The organism is Sporomusa sp. GT1 (assembly GCF_014634905.1).
Lineage (GTDB): Bacteria > Bacillota > Negativicutes > Sporomusales > Sporomusaceae > Sporomusa > Sporomusa sphaeroides.
Genome location: NZ_BMBX01000009.1, coordinates 113,769 through 136,596, shown reverse-complemented (window position 1 = coordinate 136,596; position 22,828 = coordinate 113,769). Strand labels below are relative to the sequence as shown.

Genomic DNA, 22,828 nt, shown 5'->3' with positions numbered 1-22,828 from the left:
AAAAAGAGAGAAAAGGCTCAACACGAGCCTTTTCTCTGGATAATATATTTTTTTGTCCTGCCGTGAAATCAGGAATGGGATGCCTTCAATTATAGTAGGCCGTGAAGCGAGCTATAAGGAGTGATTAAATTTGACAACAGCAGCTCTTAACTGGAAAAAAGTTTTTCTTATTGCGGGATCGTTATGCGCCTGTTACATGGGAGCGGGGTTTACATCAGGCCAGGAAGTTTTGCAATTTTTCACATCCCTGGGAGCAATGGGACTTGCAGCAATAGCCATATCCTGGGTTATCTTTATCTATTTCACCTACATGATTTATAAGGTATCAAAGGAGCAGAATTTTAAGGATCCGTATGATATTTTAGAATATTATTGCGGAAAAATTTTGGGCCGCGCCATGGTTTGGTATATTGTGGCACTGATGTATGGAGTATACTTAATCATGATAACCGGCGCAGGTGCAACGATTAATCAGTATTATGGAGTTCCCATTTCTGTCGGTGTTTGGGCTATGTCCATTCTCACTCTAGTCACTGTGGTGCTGGGAATAGAAAAGCTTATAAACATAATAGGCGTCATTGGTCCTGTTAAAGTGTTATTTATCGTGGTAGTATGTGCTCCTTCTCTGTTTGTTCTGCTTTCCTCGCCAACGGTACTGTCAGAGGTTGACAGGATACTTCCAACTTTAGCAGTAAAGAAAGCTGCTTCTAATTGGGCACTCTCAGGACTCCTGTATCCGTGTCTTTATGTCATGACGGCAGTACCCTTTATGGTGGCCTGCGGTGTAGCTGCCACAAATATTAAAGAGTCAATAATCGCGGGTATTGCAGGTATTACCGGGTTCATGATTTCGGTCTTCATGCTTGTGGTAGCTGAATTGATTAATATTCAGGCCATTGCAGGCAAACAAATTCCCACATTGGTTATTGCAGATAAAGTATCCTCCTCCCTGGGAGTATTGTTTTCAATATTAATCATCTTGTGCATTTACTCAACGGCATGCTCCTTTCTTTGGTCTGTTGTCAGAAAGTTCGCTGAAGACAAGACTAAAAAATCTTATATCCTGGCAACATCGCTTGCAGCCATTGGCATGTTTTTTGGAGAAATAATTCCTTTTGATGTGCTGGTAAATACTTTATATCCCCCTTCAGGATATGTAGGTATTATATTTCTGGTATCAATAATCATTAAACAGTTTAAAGATAAGTATGGTACAGCCAGCAAAAACGATTCAACAACAGGTTAGTGGAACTGGCGGGCAACTTGCCAGGTCAAAACACCAGGCTTTTGGGCTTGGTGTTTTCTACTGTATGTAAGGTTTTCAAAATAAGCTAATCAGCGTTTTCATTTGAATTTATAAAATGATATTTTTTACAGATATCATTAAGTTGACATTGCCGGTTAGACAGGCAGTTCTGATCTGAAATTGGCCATCTTCGATATAGATAGCATATTTCCATCCGGTCTTCCATAATAGAAGTACGAGTATAATTCAGCAGTAATTCTACCAGGGAAAACGTTTAGATTTGCGAAATGTTCATTAATGGAATCAACGACAATATTGTGAATTTCGTTAACCTCAAAAAACAAATTCTCTTTGGTAGTTAAAATAACCTTTTGTCCTTTTGCAGGGCAGTTAAGCTCGACAAAATAACCAGTTAAGGTTGGTCGGATAAGAAGCAAGTTAGAAAAACTAAAGGCTGGTTGGTTGGTAAAAAAGATACTTTTCTTTAAAAAATCAATACATTCTTGTGCAATTTCGGTATTACCCTCAATTGCTACCACCAAAGTAGTTTCTCTGGCTTGAAGCTCGTTGACATTACCATTTCTCAACAACATAGTAACGCCTCCACATAAATTATTTAATCAATTGGGGCTTTAAATTTGACTGTGGATTTTAACATAATCATAAGGTGCATGATTAACCTTGGTCTAATTAATTCCCCAACTTTCTGCGAAGGGGACAAGTTAGCGGTATGGTGCCCAAGACGACGATAGCTATAAAAATGACCGTGATTTTTATGCCGGCAAAATCACTTAGCAAGCCGTAGATAGGGGGTGATACCGCACCGGCCCCTATCGTCATCGTGTAGAAAATGGAGAAACCTTGCTTTCTCTGTTCCTCAGAAACCAATTCAGGCACACTGCCATAAAGCACCGACGAGGTACCGTTCAGCGCTATGCCGAGAAAAGGGGCGAGTAGCAATGCGTTGCCGAGGGGCAGGCTGATCATGCTGCCAATACATATCGCCGTAAGGCTTTCCGTGACTGCTACCGAACGCAAAACACCGAGCCGTGTGGCTAATATGCCGCAAACCAATTTGCCGGTGGCTCCTCCGGCGAAAATAAGCGTAAGGGCGAAGCCGATTTGGGTGACCGAGGCGCCTTTCTCCTGGAGAAGGAAAGGAAGAATGGTTAAAAAACCCGTTCGTGTGGCAGTGTCTATTGCTCCGATCGACGCTAGCGACCAGAAGGCCTGATAGCCATTCCACCCCAGCAATAAGGTGCTGGTTTTTGGCTGACTCCTTTCTCGCGGCGAATAACAACCGGATCTTTGAAAGCCAAAATAGCCAATGAAAAGTATCGCCGTGGCCAGTAAGCCGAATATTGCGAGCAAACGACTTGCCGTTTGCCAGCCGCAATAGGCGATAATAAAAGCTGCCGAAGCAGGCAAGACCGCTTTTCCGATATCGCCGGAAACATTATAGGTGCTTAAGGCCGTTCGCCGGGCTTTGATATCAGAATAAGCATCCGATATGATGGAAGACGACACAGGGTGTTGCACACTGGACCCCAAGCCGCCCAGTAATAGTAGCAAGCCCAATAGAATGGGCCCGGCTGCCAATCCCCAGCACATAATCGCCAAACTGGTGAGGGCTGTCCCGATGAGCAATAATTTTACTTGGCCGAAACGATGGGCAACAATACCTGCAGGAAGCTGAAACATGGCCATGGAACCGGAAACGACAGTTTTCAAGAGACCTACCTCGGCAAATGTCAAGGCCCACTGGGCTTGCCAGAACGGGAAAAAAAGATAAAGCATGTCAGTGAAACCATCATGAATGAAATGGGCAAGATTTCCTGTCAATAGTGCCTGCCATTTTGGTTGCTCTTTTTGTGGCTTTTCAGCGGCAGCATTTTTATTCACTTTTTACCGTCTCCCCCAGTCGTAATATTGTTTCTTTGTAAATTTCATATTTCTTGCTTTGAACACACTGAGCATTTGCACATGTATTCTGGTTGAGTTTTTCCTCCTTTCATGTTAATTTTAAATAAAGAAGTATTTGCTGTAAAACAAATAAATTTTGCAATATATAATTAACATTTCTATATTTGGGGGCTGAATTTATGTATGTTGCGGGAATCGAGGCTTTTCTGGCTATTGTTCAAACCCAAAGCCTAAAAAAGGCGGCCGAATTATTAAATTTGACCCAAGCCACCGTCAGCTACCGGCTGAAGATTTTGGAGCAGGAGATGGGGGCTGTCCTCGTTGAGCGGGGCAAAGGCATCCAAAAGATTGCTTTAACCCCATTCGGAGAGAATTTCGTCACGATTGCCGAACGATGGAGCAAATTAAAAACAGATATCGAGAAACTCCAAGCCAGTGGTCCCCAGTTAAGTCTTGCCATCGGTGGATCGAATAGTTTAAATACGTATGTTCTTCCGCCTCTTTATCGAGCTTTGACCCAACATAGCCCAAGAATACGGCTCCAATTTCGCACGCAACATTCCATGGAGCTCTGGGATACAATGGAACGGCGGGAAATAGACGTAGCTTTTGTAAAGATGGAAAGAACGGTGCCTTCCATCGAAGTAGAACCGTTCTTTGTAGATAGAGCCGTATTGATCAGGCCGGCAACGCCCGAGACTGGCGAATTACAACCAATTCACCCGACTGAATTGAATTGTGAGTATGAAATATACTGCAATTGGGGACCGACTTTTCAAATGTGGCATGACCGTTGGTGGGACCCGGCTCGTGCAGCACATATTCCGGTCGATGTTGTAGGATTAGTTTTTTCGCTCATGCAAGATTCTCGACAATGGTCTGTTTTACCTCAATCCGTAGCTGTTGCATTTGTCAAAACGGGGCAATTTGTTATTCAGCAATTACTGGATCCGCCACCGGAACGGGTCTGCTATAAGATTACACACAGGAATATTAAACCTTCAGTAAAGAAGAGCCTTGATATTTTGGACCAATATATGACTGAGTTATTTAAGAAGTAGTTAAAAAACCAATCTTTTCATACCTTATGTAACCTCGATGCACGTGGAGTGTTGCGTTGGGCTGAAAAGAAAACACAGCCCTTAAAGCCAGGCGGGGACTGGGCTTAAGGGCTGCGGAGAAATATGGTTTATGTTTCCGCAGACAAAGGAAGAAAACATCAGGCTTTTGGGCCTGATGTTTTTGTTGTTTTAAAATGGTATATAGCCTTTGCGTCTTTTTTATCTTCGGTTTAAATTCACCGGCTAGTCAGTTGATTCGCATAAAAATTTCCTTTAATGGAAAAATTAAGAATGATTTATTGGCGCCGACCTGACGAACCCAGCCTATTCTTAATCGGTTTTTATAATATATTACATTAACCCTCGAATAACGAGGCGTTTGGCAGCAGTCCTAGCAAATATGAAAGAGTGTAGAATGACTGAAAAAAAACAGCACAGATCAATTAGAAACCGACGTCGCCCAAAAGGAAGCGTGAAGCCGATTTCTATAAATTTCATCCACCTTAGAACGCCGTGGGTAATAACCTGGTGGTCTGCTTCTTACCTTGGCTATGCTTACATGAGCCTGGGAAGTTATGTCAAAGGCTTTATCTTAATATTCCTGGAAGCTTTTATAAATGTCAATGCCAAATTAAATTTGGGGATATTTTATAGCTTTACAGGACACTTTGAGATGGCCAAACAGGTAGTAGATATCAATTGGTTGCTCTTTTATGTACCGATATACATCTTTTGCATTTGGGACGGATACGGGCTTGCTGTAGACCTAAACAAATATTCCATTTTGGCTGATAGGGAAAATTCCAGCATGATACCCTTTAAGATCAGCAACTGGGAAGTCGCCTTTTTAGATAAGCGAAAGCCTTGGATGGCGATAGCATTATCCCTTCTATTCCCTGGACTGGGTCATTTATACACCCACAGAGTCCCTACCAGTTTCTATACGCTGGTGTGGTGGAGTTTAATCGCTTATAAGGGAAACCTTTTTCCCTGTATGTACCTCACTGCAATGGGCGACTTTGCTGGCGCCACTACGGTAGCTGATCCTTTATGGCTGCTCTTTCTGCCCTCCATTTACGTATTTGCAATTTATGATGCCTATGTAAACACGGTAGAGTATAACAGATTGTTCGAGCAAGAACAGAAGCGATTCTTAATTGACAACTATCAAAGTGCAAATTTCCCAGTACCAGAATAAATATAAGGTGGGTTCTAATTGTACGTTTACGCGTCTTTTGACTATTCGGCCTTTCTTGAATTGGCCATAACCGATCTGGAGAAGCGCGGGATCGCCAGAGAGCATATCTTGGCAGTGCCTTTGGACAAAAGGGTTGAGGAAAGAATGGTCCTGGATACCATTCATCGGGCAGATGGGATGAGCTTATTTGACGGGGCCATGGTTCTGGGAGCAATATGTATGGAGTTAGGCGTTATATATGGCTTTGTCTTAGAGTGGGGGCCAGTTATCTGGGGATTGATAGGGCTACTGAGCGGAGCCATTATCGGCTTCCTGCTTGATTACTTTTATGGAAGGATATTTGGGCACAAGAAGACAAAATCAGCTCGTAACCGGGTCAAATCAGGGGAGTGCAATAATACAGAAGTAATACTTACAGTTTGTTGCGACAACAGTCAATACGAAATGGTAGAGAAAGTGCTTTGGGACAATATGGCCTTTGGGGTAGGCAAGTTAGACCGGCTGCGTGATACGATAGGAAATGGGGCGGTAAGCGATGGAAAAGAAGCAATCTGAGTCCATAAGAAATCAACGCCGTCCTAAAGGAATTGTAAGTGAACTCACAATTAATCTGCTGCACCTAAAAAACCCTTGGATAACGGCCTTCTGGTCAGCAATGTTTCCGGGCCTAGGATTCCTCATTATGGGGAGTTATATAAAGGGGTTTCTGTTGATTATCGCGGCGACCATCGCAAACTCCATGGGACATATTAACCAGGCAATTATCTATGGGTTTACCGGTCAAGCTGCGTTGGTTAAACAGGTTCTCGATACCAGGTGGTTGCTTTTTTATGTTCCTTTGCAACTTTTTGCTACTTGGAGCAGCTACCAGCTCACTGTTGATTTAAACAAATATGCACTCCTTGCCGCACGAGAGGATTCAGGCATTATTCCCTTTAAAATCGGCACCTGGGACATCGGATTCATCGAAAAACGAAATCCCTGGGTGGCGGCAGCTTGGTCCTTGCTCATGCCTGGCCTGGGTCATCTTTATAGCCACCGAATCCCTACCAGCTTTTATTTGCTAACCTGGTGGCTCGGCATGGCATACCTGGCCCATCTCCTTCCGGCCGTCCATCAGACACTTTTGGGCAACTTTCCTCAGGCCATTGCCGCGATTAGGCCGGAATGGTTCTTGTATCTGGTGGCCATTTACCCGTTTTCCGCCTATGATGCGTATGTTAATACGGTTCAGTATAATATACTATTTGACCAGGAACAGAGCCGGTTCCTTATTGATAACTATCAAAATCCTAAGTTTCCCATGCCGCAATAGATAAATATCATCATTAAACTCGTTCCGGTATTGAACCATGCATATATTATTATTACGATTGTTTCTATGATACTTTTTATCTGGCTTATGTGTAGTTTCGACGGGCTGTGGTAGGAGCGTTGTATATGTAAAAAGCTCAATCAGCAGTTTTGGCTGCGATTGAGCTTTTTACATATACAAACTTTTTGACCGATGGAAAGAGGCATGCTACAATATTATTATTCAATCCGAGATTACCTACATATATGAGTAAAAAGGATGATAAATCTATGGAAGCGAAAAAAATACTGGCAACAGTGACGGTAACAGCAGTTGACCGCCCAGAGAGAAAAATGATTATTTTACGTTCAAAATCCGCACAAGATTATTTCTCTTATTGTGCAGAAGTCGGGTGCGATTGGGAAGGGCAGCTTAACAGCGTTCCCGAAAGGTATGACAATGCAGCACTTATTACATTGCCGCAACATTTAATAAAGGTAGGGACATCCGCGACTGCCGCTGGAGTAGAAGTACCTGCTACTTATACAAACTCAATACCGGAATACTACGAAATTATTGATTTGCCACCTTGCAAAATGCTGTATTTCCAAGGAGTTCCATTGGAAGATGAACAGGACTTCCGCGAAGCAATCGGTATAGTATTTAAAGCGATAGAAAACTACAAACCGGAGCTATACGGCTATAGCTTTGCTTATGACATCGCACCTCAATTTATCTTTGGTACTTCGAAAAAAATAGGTGCTAAAATGGCTGTACCGGTTAAGTGCATAGCATAAATTTTCATATTACATAGTTAACTCAATGCGCGTGGCGTGTTGCGATGGACTGAAAAGAAAACACAGCCCGTGAAGTCAGGTAGTTCCTGGGTTTAGTGGCTGTAGGGGAAATATGGTGTAGGTTCTCACAGACAAAGGAAGAAAACATCAGGCCGGTTTGTGCCTGGTGTTTTTTGTTGTTTTAAATCGCAAGAAAATGCAAGAAATTTTCTCAAGACAGTATGTTAAAATAAAAATACATTGATTAATTTGGAAACAAGGCTTTCTTAATAGCATATAACACCACCTGTATCTCTCGCCAGGTTTAAACAATTCGTCCCATAGATGAACTATTTCTGAAAGTAATGGTATACTAAAAAACAATGAAATGAAAGTGGGAAGGAGGTATCACTTTGAATAAAGCATCCCTCTTAAACGATCGTATGAAAAAATATGCTCATAGTGATACGGCCGCTCTATATAACGATTTGGGTATCACACGCAACGGACTTCGGTTGGAACAGGTTGAGGCCATGAAGAAAAAATATGGGGATAACAATATTTTTGCCAGAAAAGCGGACACCATATGGTTTCGAATTCGCCGGGCCTTTATTAACCCGTTCACCATTATTTTGTTCGTGCTGGCCATTGTATCCTTCATAACAGATGTATGGCATACAAACAGTTTAAATAAGAATGCCACAACGGTGATCATTATCAGCGTGATTATTCTTATCAGCGGTGTGGTTCGTTTTATCCAGGAAATTCGGTCTAAACATGCCTACGATCAATTAGATCGGCTGGTACATACCCATATCAATGTAAAAAGAGATGGGGTCATTATCAAAATACCTGCCGAAAACCTGGTGGTGGGTGATCGTGTCTATTTAGCCGCAGGTGATCGCGTACCAGCGGACATGCGCTTGATAAATACCATGGATCTGTTTGTTTCGCAATCCGCCATCACGGGTGAAAGCGGCATCCTGGAAAAAACCAGCAGAAAGCATGACTATATGGAGCAAATGGCCTTTTTACAGTACGAAAACCTTGTCTTTATGGGAACGAGTGTGATCAGCGGAAAAGGCGAAGGTATCGTATTAGCCGTTGGCAAAGAAACACTGTACGGAAATTTTATTCAGCCAAATGCGCTTACTTCCAACAGCTTTGAAAAAGGCGCCAACTCAATTGCTTGGGTTTTGCTCCGGTTTATGATTGTTTTGGTTCCCATCGTCTTTATTATTTCGGGCATTACACAAGGCAATTGGACGGAAGCCTTTCTTTTCGCATTATCGGTAGCGGTCGGACTGACCCCGGAAATGCTTCCTATGGTAATCACGGCCTGTCTAGCAAAGGGCAGTACTGCCATGTTCAAAAAACAAACGATCATTAAAGATATCAATGCCATGCAGGTTTTTGGAAGCATGGATATTCTATGTATGGACAAAACGGGAACGCTGACCAATGTAAACATATTATTGGAATATTATATGGACATCCTTGGCAATGAAAGCAAGGAAGTGCTTCGTTTTGCCTATCTGAACAGCTTATACCACTCGGGTGTGAAAAATCCCATCGATAAAGCAATTTTGGAATGTCGCAACATGCCTCAAAAAAGTGAATACTATGAGACTTTAGCCAAGCAATACACCAAAGTGGATGAAATCCCCTTTGACTATACCCGCAAATATGTCAGTACACTCATCGCCGACGATAACGGAAGTCATCAGCTCATTATGAAGGGCGATGTGGAGGCGGTTTTTTCCCGCTGCACGTTTGTTGAGTATCAAGGAACCGTCCACCCTATTTTAGAAGATGGAAGAAGCAGCGTCGCCGCGGTGGTGGATGAAATGCTGGAAGATGGCATGAAGGTGATTGCTGTAGCGAGAAAAGACTTAGGCAATCAAAATACAGTATCTCTGACAGACGAAGCCAACATGGTTTTGCTGGGGTATCTTGCCTTCTTTGATGCGCCGAAAAAATCGGCGGCTCAGTCCATTGCCAAGCTCAAGAATCTGCAAGTCGAAACGAAAATCTTGACAGGTGATCATCAGCAAATTGCCATCTCTATTTGCAGCAGAATCGGCATCGCCTCTGAAAATATGCTGACCGGAGCAGACGTAAACCGCTTATCCGATTTGGAACTGCGGTACGCCGTAGAAAAAACGAGTGTTTTTGCCGAATTAAGCCCCAGCCAAAAAGTACGTATTGTAACGGCCTTGCGGGAGAATGGACATACTGTAGGCTTTCTCGGTGATGGCTTGAATGATATTCCTGCGATCTGTGAAGCGGACGTAGGCATCTCCGTAGATACCGCCGTTGATGCGGCAAAGGACGTAGCTGATGTCATTTTGCTGCAGAAAGATTTAAATGTACTTGAGGAAGGTATTTTAGAGGGCCGAAAAACCTTTGCGAACATGTCCAAATATATCAAAATAACCGCAAGCTCCAACTTTGGCAATATTCTTTCCATTGTTTGCGCCAGCGCCTTCCTGCCCTTTTTACCGATGGCGGCTATTCAAATTCTGCTTCTGAACCTGCTTTATGATATCCTTTGTATTGTGCTGCCCTGGGATCATGTTGATCAGGAGGTATTTTCCTCTCCCAGGGAATGGTCCGGTAAAACGCTGGGACGTTTTATGCGGTTTTTTGGTCCCATCAGCTCTATCTTTGATGGAATCACCTTCCTGTTTTTATACTTTGTCCTTTGTCCTGCGCTTACCGGCGGGCTGCTCTATACACAGTTAACCGATCCGGCCATGCAGTTTCAATATATTGCACTCTTCCAGACCGGATGGTTTCTGGAATCCATGTGGACACAGGTGCTGATTATCCACATGCTGCGAACGCAAAAAATACCCTTCCTGCAAAGCAGACCATCGACCCCGGTTATGCTGATTACGATTATCGGCATCCTGCTATTCACGGGGCTTACCTTTACCCCTATAGTCAATATCCTGGGCTTAACGGTTCTCCCTCTATGGTATTTTGGGTTCCTGCTTGTTGTTGTTGCCAGTTATATGTTGTTAACGACCGTATGGAAACGAAGCTACGTTGCGAAATATGGTGAGCTCATTTAGAAAGGAGGAATCACATTGAAGAAAAATGCAAGCTTTATCCTGATGGATTCCTCCCTTGCTAAATACCTGTATAATACCCTGCAAGATTTACATCCCAAATCCAGGTATGCCAATGAACTGCTCCAGGGATTAGCGGATTTGATGGAGGGTGAAGTGGCTACCCTCATGCTGGGAATGACCGGTCAGGGAGAACATTTCGTCAATGTCGTAGATGATGGCATTTATGCCGGGGCCCTGGAAATTCACCCCAAGAGCCGTAAAGTGCTGCATAGCGGGATAGAGGTCAGTTTGACACCCAAGGAATTTGACATTCTCTAGTTTCTTGCGAAAAACAAGGGGGAGGTTTTCACCAAGGAGCAAATTTACCAGGCGGTTTGGGCGGAAGATTATCTCATGGCAGATAGTAATATTATGGCCTTTATCCGCAAGCTCCGCAAAAAGATTGAGCCAAACCCGGATGCGCCGGAATACATCCTTACCATTTGGGGAATCGGTTATAAGTTTACTGAACGCGAATAGGAAAACGGATTGACTTTCACTGTGGAACAGCTGAAAGCAATCCGTTTTTTTTTGCTATTTGGCAATAAAATTGCAAGAGAATCGCAAGAATTTAGCCATAGGATTTAGTATTGATTCTATTTATACTGATACAGTATCGTTGATCAAGGAGAAAAAGTATGAGTATAACGATTGCCTTTTATGAATAATTCGTATTTCAACTTAGTTGAACCGGACTTTTACCCTGATCTTTTTCTTTATCATCCGCCTCGTGGTTTTACAGCCGGTTATGCGGCTGACAGTCTGTTTTATTTTAAAACCAGATTTGGTCTTCTGACGACATTAGAAAACGATGTTCGAGCTAAGGTTGAGAAATTGCCGTTGTTTCGCTATTGGTCCGATTGGCTGAACTGGTCTGCCTGCTTTATCGGCACCACCATTACCGAATACGCGCCGCTGCCGTCAGGTATTGCTCCTAACCGTCTGTTCGACACCCTAGCCAGTCAGCTTACAGGCAGGCAGACGCTCACTATCTTAAAAGACCTGCCGGTTGATTCGCCCTTGTTAAGCGCGGCAGAAAACGAATACTCGCAGCGCTTGGTGGAGGAAAGTATAAGGCGCGGCTTTTTCGAGCTTGAGGGACAAGCCCTGGCGTATGTGCCGATTGATTTTTCCAGCCTTGACGATTACCTTAGCCGTCTTTCCTCAGGGCGACGGAAGGATTTACGACGCAAGCTAAAAGCTGCCGGTTCGCTATCAACCGACATCCTGCCTACTGGTGATCCGGTTTTTGTGCGCGAGACTGTTTTAGATGAATTTTATGCTATGTACCTCGAAGTATTTCAGCAAAGCCATGTTCAATTCGACCTGTTAAGCCGTGATTTCTTTAAGGCTATACTGAACAATAAAAAGCTTAATGGCCTGGTAATCACCTATCGCCATAATGGCATTTTAGCGGGCTATAACATTTGTCTGGTTCATAACGGCGCCTTAATCGACAAATATATCGGCTTCAAATATCCGCTGGCGCGCCAGCTTAACCTCTCATCAGCTGGCTTTATAACCTTGAACTGGCCCTAAAACAGGGGTGCACGTGTTACATTGCCGGATGGACAGACCCGGAGGTCAAAGCTTCCTTAGGGGCTAAGTTCACGTTCACACGCCACCTTGTATGGATAGAAAACCCGCTGCTCAGGCGTTTGCTCTACCCCTTGCGCCACCTGTTCGAAAACGACCGCAAGGCATTGGCGTCCTTATGAGTTGGAACTCATTACCAGCGTTAGTACTTGATCTTGACAATTCTGTACGACGTATTGCCGACAGTGAGGTCCGGCGGCCGCTTCAGGACTGGCAGGAATCTGTCCGGTACGGCTGCTCATTAAGAGAGCTGGGCCGGTTGGAAAAGCACCTGACCCTGCCGCCAGAGCATGGTTGTTTGTTTCTGGGAAGCGGCGACTACCATCATCTTTCGCTGATTCCCTTAAAAAGGCTATCCGCGAGTGGTGAAGCGTTTGAAATAGTGGTTTGTGACAATCACCCGGATAATATGCGTTACCCGTTTGGCATTCACTGCGGTTCCTGGATATACTGGGCCTGCCGGCTGCCAGCGGTAAGCCATGTGCATGTCATCGGCATCACTTCCGCCGATATTACTTGGTCTCATGCCTGGGAGAATTATCTTACCCCCTTTCTTGCCAGGCGCCTGACTTATTGGAGTATCGGGCCGGACGCGCCTTGGCTGGGGTGGCTCGGCCGGCGGCAATATTGCCGCCGGTCGGAGACCGCCGATGAACTGTTAGCCGCTTTTGCCGACCGTCTGGCCACAGCCCGCAGGATATATTTATCCATTGATAAGGATGTTTTCCGTCAGGATCTGATCAGGACGAACTGGGACCAGGGCGTGTTTGAAAAACGCCATCTTGCGCAGTTGATACAAGCCTGCGCCGGTAAACTGACCGGTGTTGATATCACCGGTGAAATCTCCCACTATGAGTATAAAGGTATTTTTAAAAAACTATTGACAAGGCTGGACACACAGGTGGAATTGGATATTTCCCGACTACCGGCATGGCAGAGCCAGCAACACCTTTTTAACCTGGAGATCCTGGAATTGCTAAAACAAGCCGGGTATTGACAGGCAAAAACCGCAAACCACAGGAAAAGGATAAAAACATATGAGAAACCTCTCTTTAAGCTGGAAAAATTCCGGATCATTCTCTATCATCTGTGACTTTGACAATACCATTACGTCTATGGATACAACCGATGCCCTGCTTAGCCGCTTCGCTTCGCCGGAATGGGAGGAGATAGAGCGGCAATGGGTAGCCGGGCACATAACGGCCCGCGAATGTATGGCCCAACAAATTGGGATGCTCGACCTCAACCTGGCTGACTTACATAATTTTTTAGATAAAATTTCGCTGGCCAAAGGCTTCAAAGAATTTATCGCTTTTGTCCGCAGGCAAAAAATAGACCTGACCGTTGTCAGCGATGGACTTGATTATGTCATCCGCCATGTCTTAGCCCGCCACGGACTACAGGATATTCCGATAATAGCCAATCAGCTGCGGATCATAGAGTCCGGGTATGAACTGGCTTTTCCGCACAGTCGTGAAAACTGCGGGTCGGGCGTCTGTAAATGTGCAGCCGCCGCCAGCCAAAGTCCCGTTATTTTAATCGGCGATGGCCGTTCAGATTTTTGTCTTGCTTCCCGCGCCGCTTTAGTTTTAGCGAAAAGGGGCTTGTCGCTGGAAGCTTATTGCCGTGAGAACAGCCTCAACTATTTGCCTTACGACGATTTTTATAAAATTATCCGCATTTTGGACTGCCTGCAGCACAGCCAGTCTTTTCACTACAACGAAATACTACAGCGCTTGAGCTCTGAGTCAGAGACTAAGCTTGCCCAATCAGGAGGTTAATAATGAAAAACGACAACAAAAATCAGAATAGTTTATTGGCCGCTGAGGCCGCATATTGCTCCTACGGCGATACCGTCCACTACATCGACCCGCCTAAGCTCTTCGTCCACAGTCAGGGTTCCTTTGTATACGACGACCGCGACCGGCCTTATCTCGATCTGCAAATGTGGTATTCGGCAGTCAATTTTGGCTACGGCAATGAGCGCCTAAACAATGCTTTGAAAAGACAGCTCGACACATTGCCGCAATTGGCATCACAATATTTGCACCGCGAAAAAGTAGAGCTGGCAACGGCACTGTGCCGGTATATGGAGAACAAGCACCGGGTCAAAGGCCGGGTCCATTTCAATGTCGGCGGTTCGCAGGCTGTTGAAGACTCGCTGAAATTAGTCCGCAATTTCTGCCATGGGAAAAGTCTCATGCTTGCTTTTGAAGGGGGCTATCATGGTCGTACGCTCGGAGCCACAAGCATTACCTCGTCGTACCGTTATCGACGCCGGTACGGGCATTTCGGCGAGCGGGCGCTGTTTGTGCCTTTCCCTTACTGTTTCCGCTGTCCTTATAAGCTGAACCGCGAGAGCTGCGATATGTTTTGTATACAACAGCTTGAGAGGCTCTTTGAGACCGAATACTACGGATTATGGGACCCCAAAGCCCACGAGGCCGAATACGCGGCCTTTTATGTAGAGTGCATTCAGGGAACAGGCGGCTACGTTATTCCGCCAGATGGCTACTTCCCGGCGCTAAAGCGTATTTTAGACCAGCATAATATTCTCATGGTCGACGATGAAATTCAGATGGGCTTTTACCGGACAGGTAAATACTGGGGTCTGGAAAACTTTGGCGTCACGCCGGATGTCCTGGTGTTCGGCAAAGCGATGACCAATGGTTTAAATCCCCTGTCCGGCCTGTGGGCTAAAGAAGCAATGATCACACCGGATGTTTTCCCTTGTGGCTCTACGCATTCCACGTTTGCCAGTAACCCCTTGGGTACGGCTGTTGCTTTGGAAACCGTGCGGATGCTGGAAGAAATTGATTATGAAACCCGCGTTAACGATAGCGGCCGTTATTTCCTGGAGGGACTCAGGGAGCTTAAGTCCCGTTATGCTATTATTGGCGATGTCGATGGCTTAGGCCTGGCCCTTAGGGCCGAAATCTGCGCTGAAGACGGCTTTACCCCTGATAAGGCGATGATGGATCGCATTGTTGATGAAGCCATGAAGGGCGACCTGGAAGTAGATGGCCGTCAATATGGCCTCGTTCTCGACATTGGCGGCTATTATAAAAACGTCATAACGTTCGCACCGTCATTAGACATTTCCCGGAATGAAATCGATCTGGCTTTCCGTTTACTCGACCAAGTACTGCACCGGGTAACGAAGAAATGATTGGTGCGGGTGAAGTTATTCAATGACTATATCAATAGACCAACTAAAAACAATGGGGTTATTGTGGCCGGGGGGGCTTGTCGGCGTTATTCTTGTCCATGGTCTGACAGGCACCCCCACGGAGTTGTCAGGTATAGCTAAAGATTTAAACGCCTATGGCTTTACCGTTTTTTGCCCGCTCCTGGCCGGACATTGTGTCTCGGAAGCTGAGCTTTTACAGACAACCTGGGCGGATTGGTCAAAAAGTGTCGAGGAAGCATTCTTCGCTTTTTCTGAGCACGCTGACGTCATTTTTGCCGGCGGCATCTCGGCCGGAGCTGTGCTCAGCCTGCGTCTGGCCCAGACCTTTCCCGGCCGTATTCGTGCCTTGAGCCTGTATTCTACTACCTTATGGTGGGATGGCTGGAGCATACCAAGACTAAGCTTTTTACTGCCGCTTGTCCTAAGGCTCCCTTATATTGGTAAGCGTTACCGTTTTGAAGAAGCCTGGCCTTATGGCATCAAAAACAAGCGGCTGCGCGAGCGAGTCCACGCCCAAATGATAAGCGGTGACCCTGCGGCTGCCGGTTTTGCCGGGACGCCGGGCCGGTCGCTGCGCGAGCTGTGGCGGTTAGTGGACCTGGTTAAGGTAAATCTTCCCCAAATTAAGATTCCCACCCTGCTGGTCCATGCCCGCGATGATGATATTGCCAGCATCCGTAACGCAATCTATATCAAAGAGCATATCAGCGGTCCCAGTCGTCTGATCGCGCTGGAGGACAGCTACCATATGATTACCATTGACCAGGAGAGACGCCAGGTTGGCATGGAAACAGCCCGCTATTTTGTCGAACAACTCAGCAGGCAGGAAAAAGAAAAATTGGCGCAGTATGAACGCAAGCCCGGCCAGCTTCAAACCTTGCTTGAAGCTGCTGAATACCGGGAGCGCCCGCCCCAGGAGTTGCTACAGGGACTCAGCAAACGGAGGAATTGGCTATGATGAGCGTATTGGCCCTTTTGGTCTGGCTGGCCAACATTACCTGCGATACGATCGGACAATTGTCCTTCAAGGCGGCGGCGGTCAAAAGCGCTGAGCACAGTGGCCTTAGCCATTGGAAAGACATGGCTAAGGGGCCCTGGCTCTGGGTAGGTATCTTGTTTTACATTGTCGAGTTTGTTTGCTGGGTAGCTTTTTTATCGCTTGTCCCGCTGTCGGTGGGCGTCATGTTGGCTTCTATTAATATTGTCGTTATTATGGTAGCTGGCCGGATATTTTTTGGTGAACAGCTTACCGGTTGGCGGTTGGCCGGCATGACACTGATCTCGGTGGGCGTAGCCGTTGTGGGGCTGGGGGGACAATGAGCAAACGGTTTTACTTTATAGGTTTTTTTGTATTGCTTTGCTTTGATACGCTGACGCAAATCTGTATGAAATATGCCGGCGAGCAAGCTCTGCCTGTAGAGCTTGACACGGTCTGGCTTCTTAGAGTATTAGAGACTGTTTGGGTTTATCTGGCCTTGGGCGGTTATCTCGGCTCTTTCGTAACCTGGATGACTTTGCTTAAATATGCGCCGGTGGGTCCTGCTTTTGCCGCTTCGCATTTGGAAATAGCCAGTGTAACGCTGTTATCCGTCTGGCTATTTAACGAGCCATTGACAACCAATAAGGTATTGGGCGGCGTCTTAATCCTACTGGGTGTAGTCTGTTTGGCGAAAGGGCAGGGAGCTGCGGGGGATGACCTAAAGACCGGAGAGTAGATTAATTTTTACCCCACCCGGATGGGCCGGAATACATCCTTACTATTGGAGAATTTGGTTATAAGTTTACTGCCAGAGAATAGGAAAACGGATTGACTTTTGCTGTGGCACAGCTGAATCAATCCGTTTTTTCTTGCTATTTGGCAAGAGAATCGCAAGAGTTTAGCCATGGGATTTAGTACTGATTCTATTTATACTGATAAAGCAAACTTGGTTTCAGGTGGGGGGGAATCCCAGCTGAAGGTAGTTACAGGATAAAGCACCTTTGAGTCGCTATATTGCCCAAGAAATAGAAGGAGATGAGAGTTCGTGGACAGTTACAGTTGTAGGGGACAAACCAAAACGGTCAGGCAAATTAATATGTGTGGAAGTTATAACAGGTTCGTTATAACTGAAGCTGCGATTCGACTATTGGAATAGTAGAAAAATCGCCATTCATCCATAAAAAATTTGTCCATCGTTTATGTATTCCTCTATAAGCTGCATTTCCGTAATGCGAAGAAACTTTGCAAAACAACTTACGGGTTATGCGCTGGAGAAGCATAATAGCGATGGTTTTTTTATGCCCTTTTTGGCTGTTCCAGGGAACTACGTAATCAAATTAGGAGGTATAGACTCATGAACAAGAACCCGAACAGAGCGGCGGTTGGAAACATCGCAGATAGTCTTGCTCGCAGGGATAGGACCAACGAAACAATAGTTTTCGCCGCAACAAATAAGCTAAAAGATGTTTTTCGGAAATTTAATACCTCTCTGGACGGTCTTTCGGAAAATGAGGTCGTTGCCAGCCGCATGTCCTATGGCAACAATAAGGTGACCCACGGAAGGAAAAAAACACTGTCGCAAAAGTTGGCAGGTGCGTTCATCAACCCCTTTACGGCAATCCTATTTTGTCTTGCTATTGTATCTGCTATCACGGATATTGCCCTGCCGATTATGCAAAACGCATCGGAGGATGTTAGCCTGCGCACGGTCGTCATTATCATGACTATGGTTATTATTTCCGGGACTTTACGCTTTGTCCAAGAGTCAAGATCCGGCAATGCTGCTGAAAAACTCCTGGGCATGATTACCACGACTTTCACCGTTGATCGCCAGGACGGTAAAAGGCAGGAGCTTCCCCTTGTCGATGCGGTGGTTGGTGATATCATTCATCTTTCTGCCGGTGATATGATTCCTGCGGATGCAAGAATTATCCAGGCAAAAGATTTGTTCATCAGCCAATCAGCCCTGACCGGCGAAAGCGAACCTGTGGAAAAAGTGGATACCGTCTGTGAGGATCAAGTTGATACCGTTACTGAGTATGCCAATATTGTGCTCATGGGGACTAATGTGATCAGCGGCAGCGCCACCGCAGTGATTATTTCTGTGGGTGACGATACCCTGTTTGGCTCTATGGCTTCTTCAGTTGCAAGTGAAGCCGTTGAAACCAGCTTTACCAAGGGGGTAAATGCCGTATCCTGGGTACTCATCCGGTTTATGTTCGTTATGGTGCCTATTGTGTTGTTATTAACGGGCTTACCAAAGGTGACTGGCTGGAAGCGTTCCTGTTTGGTATTTCCATTGCAGTAGGACTGACCCCTGAAATGTTGCCGATGATTGTCACTACTTGCCTGGCAAAAGGCGCTGTAACCATGTCGCAAAAGAAGACCATCGTGAAGAACCTGAATTCCATCCAGAATTTTGGTGCCATTGATATTCTTTGCACGGACAAAACCGGCACATTGACACAGGAGCGCGTGGTACTGGAGTATCACATGGACGTGATGGGCAATAAAGATACCCGTGTACTTCGCCACGCCTACCTGAACAGTTATTTTCAGACAGGCTACAAAAATCTGATGGATTTGGCCATCATCCACAAAACAGAGGAGGAGGAGGCTTCCGATCCCAGGCTCATCGATTTGTCTGAAGCTTATACAAAAGTTGATGAGATTCCCTTTGATTTTACCCGTCGCCGTTTATCCATAGTAGTCAGTGATAAAAGCGGTAAAACTCAGATGGTCACCAAAGGCGCCGTGGAGGAAATGCTTTCGATCTGCTCCTTTGTAGAATATCAGGGCGAAGTCGAGCCGCTTACAGACGCATTAAAAGAAAAAATCCTGCGAACGGTAGATGGTTTTAATGAAGATGGGATGCGGGTCATTGCCGTTGCCCAAAAAAATAATCCTTCTCCCATTCGGGCATTTGGTGTAAGAGATGAGTACGACATGGTGTTGATCGGATACCTAGCCTTCCTTGATCCGCCGAAAGATTCCGTCTCTGCGGCAATCAAAGCTCTTAAAGACTATGGTGTTAGAACCAAAATTCTGACCGGAGATAATGACAAGGTAACCCGCTTTATTTGCAAACAGGTTGGCTTGAGAGTCAATAACCTGCTGCTTGGTTCCGATATTGACAAAATGGATGATGACGAGCTGGCAAAAGCAGCCGAGCATACCGAGGTGTTTGCAAAGCTTTCCCCGGACCAGAAGGCTCGTATCGTGACCGTCCTTCGCAATAACGGGCACACCGTTGGCTTCCTAGGTGACGGTATCAATGACGCTGCCGCAATGAAGTCCGCTGATGTTGGCATTTCTGTAGATACTGCGGTAGATATTGCGAAGGAATCCGCAGACATTATCCTTTTGGAAAAGAATCTCATGGTGTTGGAGGAAGGCATTATTGAGGGCCGCAGGACCTATGCCAATATGAATAAATACATCAAGATGACGGCGTCCTCCAACTTTGGCAATATGTTTTCGGTACTGGCAGCCTCCGCCCTGCTTCCGTTTCTGCCGATGATGAGCGTGCAATTGATCTTTCTCAACCTGATCTACGATTTGTCCTGCACGTCTATTCCCTGGGACAACGTAGACGAGGAGTTTCTGAAGGAACCCCGGAAGTGGGATGCGTCTTCTGTTGGCAGTTTCATGCTGTGGCTTGGCCCCACAAGTTCCATATTTGACTGGACCACTTATGCATTTATGTACTTTATTTTTTGCCCGCTGTTTGTGTCCAACGGTATTCTATATAACGACCTGGCAAGTCACTTTACCGGCGCAGAGTTACTACAGATGCAAGCGAATTATGTGGCGCTGTTCCAAGCCGGATGGTTTGTTGAATCCATGTGGAGCCAAACCTTGGTTATTCACATGATCCGGACACCGAAGCTCCCGTTCATCCAGAGCCGCGCTTCCGCCACGCTTACGATGCTCACCTTAATTGGCGTTGGAGTCGTAACAGTCATTCCGTTTACTTCGTTTGGAACAACGCTCGGATTTCTGCCGCTGCCGGCCGCATACTTTGCTTACTTGATTCCCTGCATCATATTGTATATGGTGCTGGCCACAAGCATAAAGAAGGCATATGTCCGGCACTACGGTGATCTTCTCTAAAAGAAAGGAGCTTAACAATGGATTTAAATAATATTTGGATGGATCTTTTTGGTACAACACAGTGGTATGGCATTGATATGGGCTTTTGGGCTTCTATGGTTGTATGCGTGATTATTGTGATTGTGATGAATGTTGTATTTTGGAGAATGAAACCCAAAGAAAAACCTGTTGAGGCGGTAGTAGACAAGCGAGAAAAAGAACGCTGACATAACGCTACAACAGCCACTTGTTCAAAAACCGTGCTAAGAGGTAATATTTGGAGGGAAGGGGGGCGTATGGCTATCTATGATTTTGCAGTACGCCTGGGTGTTGCACTTGTGTTTGGGTTCATTACCAATTAGTCAGTTTTTCTGCTAAATGGGAGCAAATTCAATAGTGAGGTGATCCGAATGAAAAACCGACGGTTTAAGGTTATCTACTCGCAAGATGAGCGGGTTTATACGATCAGAATCTTAGAGGATACAAAAACCGGAAAACAATATCTAATGATATCAGAAGTGTTGGTTTCAGGAGGGTTCAATACATCAATATGCCTGTTGTAAATGAGATTTATCAAATTGCGGCATGCCTATTGGCACTCTGTAGACCTATATACCAAGCATGCAAGGTCGCTCTGTTGGTTATGGTTGTACTTCGGACAGGAGGGGACTTTAAATGCAAGAGAAGAACTTAGGAATCTTGGCAGTTATTTGGGCTGCGGCTGTGGCCTGCCTTATGAAACCTCAGTGCACGTGGAGTGTTGCATTGGGCTGAAAAGAGAACACAGCCTGTGAAGTCAGGCAGTGCCTGGGATCATGGGCTGTGGGGAATGGGGTAGATGTTCCCGCAGACATAGGAAGAAAACATCAGGTTAAAACCTTAAAAAATACAATAGGATAATACGGTGTCAACCCGCGAATTTCGCGGGTTTTTTGATGACAGCGTTTTAATGTCAGGATAAACTCAGTTATATATTTAACATCGAGGTCTTACACTTCGGCAACGACCCGGCAGGGGAGTCCTGTCAGTCCTTCATAATTGACCGGATAAGTATGCACTAAAAATGGCTGGCCTTTGGCTGCTGCCAGCAATATTTCCAGATTTGCCAGATTTTCAATAACAAAGACTCCGTTATCGGCGCAATACTGGTCGGCCCGGAAATGTTCGGCAGGCTTACGAATACCTGGGAAATCAATGCCAATCATGCTTACCTTTTTGTTTACAAGATCGGTTATTAGCGTATCAGATAATTCGAGCCGGGTTTTGAGATATTCAGCAGTTCCGAATTTGTTTTCTTGTAAGCAGCCGGTATAAAACATAATAAAATCGTGTTCAGTGATTTTGTCCAGATTGATATCGCTTGCTTCAATTTCTCTTTCTTTTACGTGGCTGACATCAAAGAGTATTCCTCTTCGTTCGGTATTCTCCAGCGGAAATTTTTTGTTCATCACGTCGAAGTGGGTGCCGATATGTCCGAATTGAACAACAGGGGGTATTTGACCAGTAGCAGTCATACTTGACATTAATTGTAGAATTTCTTCGGTAACAGTAACTGACAGATCAATTTTCATTATGCATCGCTCCTTGTAACAATGTTGGTTTCCTTGGAAACAATTTTATTATAAAACGATATTGTTTCCGAGTCAACCAAATTTTATTGACATGGAAACAATTATGCTGGCTTTGGATATTTACATACTGTATAATAAAAATTAAATTAAGATTGACATCTGAAAAGTTGGGTTGAGTATGCAAAATAAAGAACAGAGAGTTCAGAAACTAATTAAACAATTTGAAGTCTTACTGTATCATTTTAATGATGTGGAAGAATATAAGAAGCAAGTTTTAGAAAATAATCTGCAGGAACAGGGACATGAAGAACTGCGTAATGTAAGTGTTTCTCTGGCAGAATGTCATGTCATTGACTGTATTGAACGCAATGAAATGTTCAATACAACGGCTATTGCCAAAAAACTAAATATAACCAAAGGCGGTATTTCCAAGATAGCAACTAAACTGATAAAGAAGAACATGATTGAAGCGTATCGCCTGGCAGATAACCAAAAAGAAATTTACTACCGCTTAAAGCCGCTGGGAAGAAAAGTTTTTGAACTTCATGAAATCTCGCACAAGGAGGCGGAAGAAGTTTTTAAGCAAATTTTTAGTACATATAGTCAAGATGAACTAGAATTTGCCAGCAGGTTTTTAGCAGATGTAACTGCCGCAATTCGAACTACAACCGGTTCTAAAAAGCGATGATTATGAAATTCGTGAATTAAATTAGGAAGGAACTTTTTCTCTGAAGTGCCTGACTACCGACAATACCTGTTTTAACTGACTAGTAATGAGGAGGACTA

The 22,828-nt window shown here is 45.0% G+C and carries 23 protein-coding genes and 1 pseudogene; 21 read left to right on the top strand and 3 right to left on the bottom strand.

Features of this window, described 5'->3' with window-relative positions:
• The first annotated feature begins 130 nt into the window (after positions 1 to 130).
• A complete protein-coding gene (locus GT1_RS12400; protein WP_188398988.1) occupies positions 131 to 1,246 on the top strand; it encodes a hypothetical protein in 1,116 nt (371 codons plus the stop codon).
• 155 nt (positions 1,247 to 1,401) lie between these two features.
• Here GT1_RS12400 and GT1_RS12395 read toward each other — a convergent pair whose 3' ends face one another.
• A complete protein-coding gene (locus GT1_RS12395) occupies positions 1,402 to 1,839 on the bottom strand; it encodes a hypothetical protein (RefSeq protein WP_188398986.1) in 438 nt (145 codons plus the stop codon).
• 97 nt (positions 1,840 to 1,936) lie between these two features.
• Positions 1,937 to 3,148, bottom strand: a complete 1,212-nt coding sequence (locus GT1_RS12390) for an MFS transporter (protein ID WP_188398984.1) — start codon at positions 3,146 to 3,148, stop codon at positions 1,937 to 1,939.
• Between the two features lie 200 nt (positions 3,149 to 3,348).
• Between GT1_RS12390 and GT1_RS12385 the strand changes: the two genes are divergently transcribed.
• From GT1_RS12385 to GT1_RS22760, 19 genes and pseudogenes are all read left to right on the top strand, one after another.
• On the top strand, positions 3,349 to 4,230 hold the full coding sequence (locus GT1_RS12385; RefSeq protein WP_188398982.1) for a LysR family transcriptional regulator: 882 nt from the start codon (positions 3,349 to 3,351) through the stop codon (positions 4,228 to 4,230).
• Between the two features lie 415 nt (positions 4,231 to 4,645).
• Positions 4,646 to 5,428: a hypothetical protein gene (locus tag GT1_RS12380; RefSeq protein WP_188398981.1), complete on the top strand. Its 783-nt coding sequence runs from the start codon at positions 4,646 to 4,648 to the stop codon at positions 5,426 to 5,428.
• 18 nt (positions 5,429 to 5,446) lie between these two features.
• Entirely contained in the window at positions 5,447 to 5,983 is a 537-nt protein-coding gene (locus tag GT1_RS12375) for a hypothetical protein (protein ID WP_188398979.1), read from the top strand.
• The gene (locus GT1_RS12370) at positions 5,964 to 6,743 is read left to right on the top strand and encodes a hypothetical protein (RefSeq protein ID WP_188398977.1); all 780 of its coding nucleotides are present in this window, start codon (positions 5,964 to 5,966) and stop codon (positions 6,741 to 6,743) included. The genes GT1_RS12375 and GT1_RS12370 overlap by 20 nt, the downstream gene beginning before the upstream one ends.
• A gap of 245 nt (positions 6,744 to 6,988) precedes the next feature.
• On the top strand, positions 6,989 to 7,519 hold the full coding sequence (locus GT1_RS12365; RefSeq protein WP_188398975.1) for a hypothetical protein: 531 nt from the start codon (positions 6,989 to 6,991) through the stop codon (positions 7,517 to 7,519).
• A gap of 392 nt (positions 7,520 to 7,911) precedes the next feature.
• Positions 7,912 to 10,575, top strand: coding sequence for a magnesium-translocating P-type ATPase (mgtA, locus tag GT1_RS12360; RefSeq protein ID WP_188398973.1), 2,664 nt, complete (start codon positions 7,912 to 7,914; stop codon positions 10,573 to 10,575).
• Between the two features lie 15 nt (positions 10,576 to 10,590).
• Positions 10,591 to 10,893: a hypothetical protein gene (locus GT1_RS22245; RefSeq protein WP_223226218.1), complete on the top strand. Its 303-nt coding sequence runs from the start codon at positions 10,591 to 10,593 to the stop codon at positions 10,891 to 10,893.
• A 12-nt stretch (positions 10,894 to 10,905) separates the two neighbouring features.
• Positions 10,906 to 11,094 (top strand): annotated as a pseudogene (locus GT1_RS22240) (helix-turn-helix domain-containing protein); the annotation flags it as partial.
• Positions 11,095 to 11,274: 180 nt separating this feature from the next.
• On the top strand, positions 11,275 to 12,153 hold the full coding sequence (locus tag GT1_RS12350; RefSeq protein ID WP_223226217.1) for a GNAT family N-acetyltransferase: 879 nt from the start codon (positions 11,275 to 11,277) through the stop codon (positions 12,151 to 12,153).
• Positions 12,154 to 12,244: 91 nt separating this feature from the next.
• The gene (locus tag GT1_RS12345) at positions 12,245 to 13,207 is read left to right on the top strand and encodes a hypothetical protein (protein ID WP_223226216.1); all 963 of its coding nucleotides are present in this window, start codon (positions 12,245 to 12,247) and stop codon (positions 13,205 to 13,207) included.
• A 40-nt stretch (positions 13,208 to 13,247) separates the two neighbouring features.
• Entirely contained in the window at positions 13,248 to 13,991 is a 744-nt protein-coding gene (locus GT1_RS12340; RefSeq protein WP_188398970.1) for an MtnX-like HAD-IB family phosphatase, read from the top strand.
• A gap of 2 nt (positions 13,992 to 13,993) precedes the next feature.
• Complete coding sequence (locus tag GT1_RS12335) at positions 13,994 to 15,379, top strand: aspartate aminotransferase family protein (RefSeq protein WP_188398969.1); 1,386 nt, start codon at positions 13,994 to 13,996, stop codon at positions 15,377 to 15,379.
• Positions 15,380 to 15,401: 22 nt separating this feature from the next.
• Positions 15,402 to 16,358, top strand: a complete 957-nt coding sequence (locus GT1_RS12330; RefSeq protein ID WP_223226215.1) for a carboxylesterase — start codon at positions 15,402 to 15,404, stop codon at positions 16,356 to 16,358.
• A complete protein-coding gene (locus GT1_RS12325; protein WP_223226214.1) occupies positions 16,355 to 16,720 on the top strand; it encodes an EamA family transporter in 366 nt (121 codons plus the stop codon). The genes GT1_RS12330 and GT1_RS12325 overlap by 4 nt, the downstream gene beginning before the upstream one ends.
• Positions 16,717 to 17,115 (top strand): multidrug efflux SMR transporter, encoded by a 399-nt coding sequence (locus tag GT1_RS12320; protein ID WP_188398967.1) that lies wholly within the window; start codon positions 16,717 to 16,719, stop codon positions 17,113 to 17,115. The genes GT1_RS12325 and GT1_RS12320 overlap by 4 nt, the downstream gene beginning before the upstream one ends.
• Before the next feature lie 618 nt (positions 17,116 to 17,733).
• On the top strand, positions 17,734 to 18,687 hold the full coding sequence (locus GT1_RS22765) for a cation-transporting P-type ATPase (protein WP_223226213.1): 954 nt from the start codon (positions 17,734 to 17,736) through the stop codon (positions 18,685 to 18,687).
• Positions 18,573 to 20,492 carry a magnesium-translocating P-type ATPase gene (gene mgtA / locus GT1_RS12315; protein WP_376742006.1) on the top strand — a complete coding sequence of 640 codons (1,920 nt, stop codon included), beginning with the start codon at positions 18,573 to 18,575 and terminating at the stop codon, positions 20,490 to 20,492. Before GT1_RS22765 ends, mgtA (GT1_RS12315) begins: the two co-directional genes overlap by 115 nt.
• A gap of 17 nt (positions 20,493 to 20,509) precedes the next feature.
• Entirely contained in the window at positions 20,510 to 20,698 is a 189-nt protein-coding gene (locus tag GT1_RS12310) for a conjugal transfer protein (RefSeq protein WP_075756787.1), read from the top strand.
• 183 nt (positions 20,699 to 20,881) lie between these two features.
• A complete protein-coding gene (locus GT1_RS22760; protein ID WP_223226212.1) occupies positions 20,882 to 21,034 on the top strand; it encodes a DUF6440 family protein in 153 nt (50 codons plus the stop codon).
• A gap of 426 nt (positions 21,035 to 21,460) precedes the next feature.
• Here GT1_RS22760 and GT1_RS12305 read toward each other — a convergent pair whose 3' ends face one another.
• A complete protein-coding gene (locus GT1_RS12305; protein WP_188398965.1) occupies positions 21,461 to 22,042 on the bottom strand; it encodes a cyclase family protein in 582 nt (193 codons plus the stop codon).
• Between the two features lie 178 nt (positions 22,043 to 22,220).
• Here GT1_RS12305 and GT1_RS12300 point away from each other — a divergent pair, with 178 nt between their 5' ends.
• Positions 22,221 to 22,730 (top strand): MarR family transcriptional regulator, encoded by a 510-nt coding sequence (locus tag GT1_RS12300; protein WP_188398963.1) that lies wholly within the window; start codon positions 22,221 to 22,223, stop codon positions 22,728 to 22,730.
• Positions 22,731 to 22,828 lie beyond the last annotated feature (98 nt).

Coding starts and splice junctions, on each gene's coding strand:
- GT1_RS12395 (WP_188398986.1), bottom strand. CDS start 1,839: ATGTTGTTGAGAAATGGTAATGTCAACGAGCTTCAAGCCAGAGAAACT.
- GT1_RS12385 (WP_188398982.1), top strand. CDS start 3,349: ATGTATGTTGCGGGAATCGAGGCTTTTCTGGCTATTGTTCAAACCCAA.
- GT1_RS12380 (WP_188398981.1), top strand. CDS start 4,646: ATGACTGAAAAAAAACAGCACAGATCAATTAGAAACCGACGTCGCCCA.
- GT1_RS12370 (WP_188398977.1), top strand. CDS start 5,964: ATGGAAAAGAAGCAATCTGAGTCCATAAGAAATCAACGCCGTCCTAAA.
- GT1_RS12365 (WP_188398975.1), top strand. CDS start 6,989: ATGAGTAAAAAGGATGATAAATCTATGGAAGCGAAAAAAATACTGGCA.
- GT1_RS12350 (WP_223226217.1), top strand. CDS start 11,275: ATGAATAATTCGTATTTCAACTTAGTTGAACCGGACTTTTACCCTGAT.
- GT1_RS12345 (WP_223226216.1), top strand. CDS start 12,245: ATGGATAGAAAACCCGCTGCTCAGGCGTTTGCTCTACCCCTTGCGCCA.
- GT1_RS12340 (WP_188398970.1), top strand. CDS start 13,248: ATGAGAAACCTCTCTTTAAGCTGGAAAAATTCCGGATCATTCTCTATC.
- GT1_RS12335 (WP_188398969.1), top strand. CDS start 13,994: ATGAAAAACGACAACAAAAATCAGAATAGTTTATTGGCCGCTGAGGCC.
- GT1_RS12330 (WP_223226215.1), top strand. CDS start 15,402: ATGACTATATCAATAGACCAACTAAAAACAATGGGGTTATTGTGGCCG.
- GT1_RS12325 (WP_223226214.1), top strand. CDS start 16,355: ATGATGAGCGTATTGGCCCTTTTGGTCTGGCTGGCCAACATTACCTGC.
- GT1_RS12320 (WP_188398967.1), top strand. CDS start 16,717: ATGAGCAAACGGTTTTACTTTATAGGTTTTTTTGTATTGCTTTGCTTT.
- GT1_RS22765 (WP_223226213.1), top strand. CDS start 17,734: ATGAACAAGAACCCGAACAGAGCGGCGGTTGGAAACATCGCAGATAGT.
- GT1_RS12310 (WP_075756787.1), top strand. CDS start 20,510: ATGGATTTAAATAATATTTGGATGGATCTTTTTGGTACAACACAGTGG.
- GT1_RS22760 (WP_223226212.1), top strand. CDS start 20,882: ATGAAAAACCGACGGTTTAAGGTTATCTACTCGCAAGATGAGCGGGTT.
- GT1_RS12305 (WP_188398965.1), bottom strand. CDS start 22,042: ATGAAAATTGATCTGTCAGTTACTGTTACCGAAGAAATTCTACAATTA.
- GT1_RS12300 (WP_188398963.1), top strand. CDS start 22,221: ATGCAAAATAAAGAACAGAGAGTTCAGAAACTAATTAAACAATTTGAA.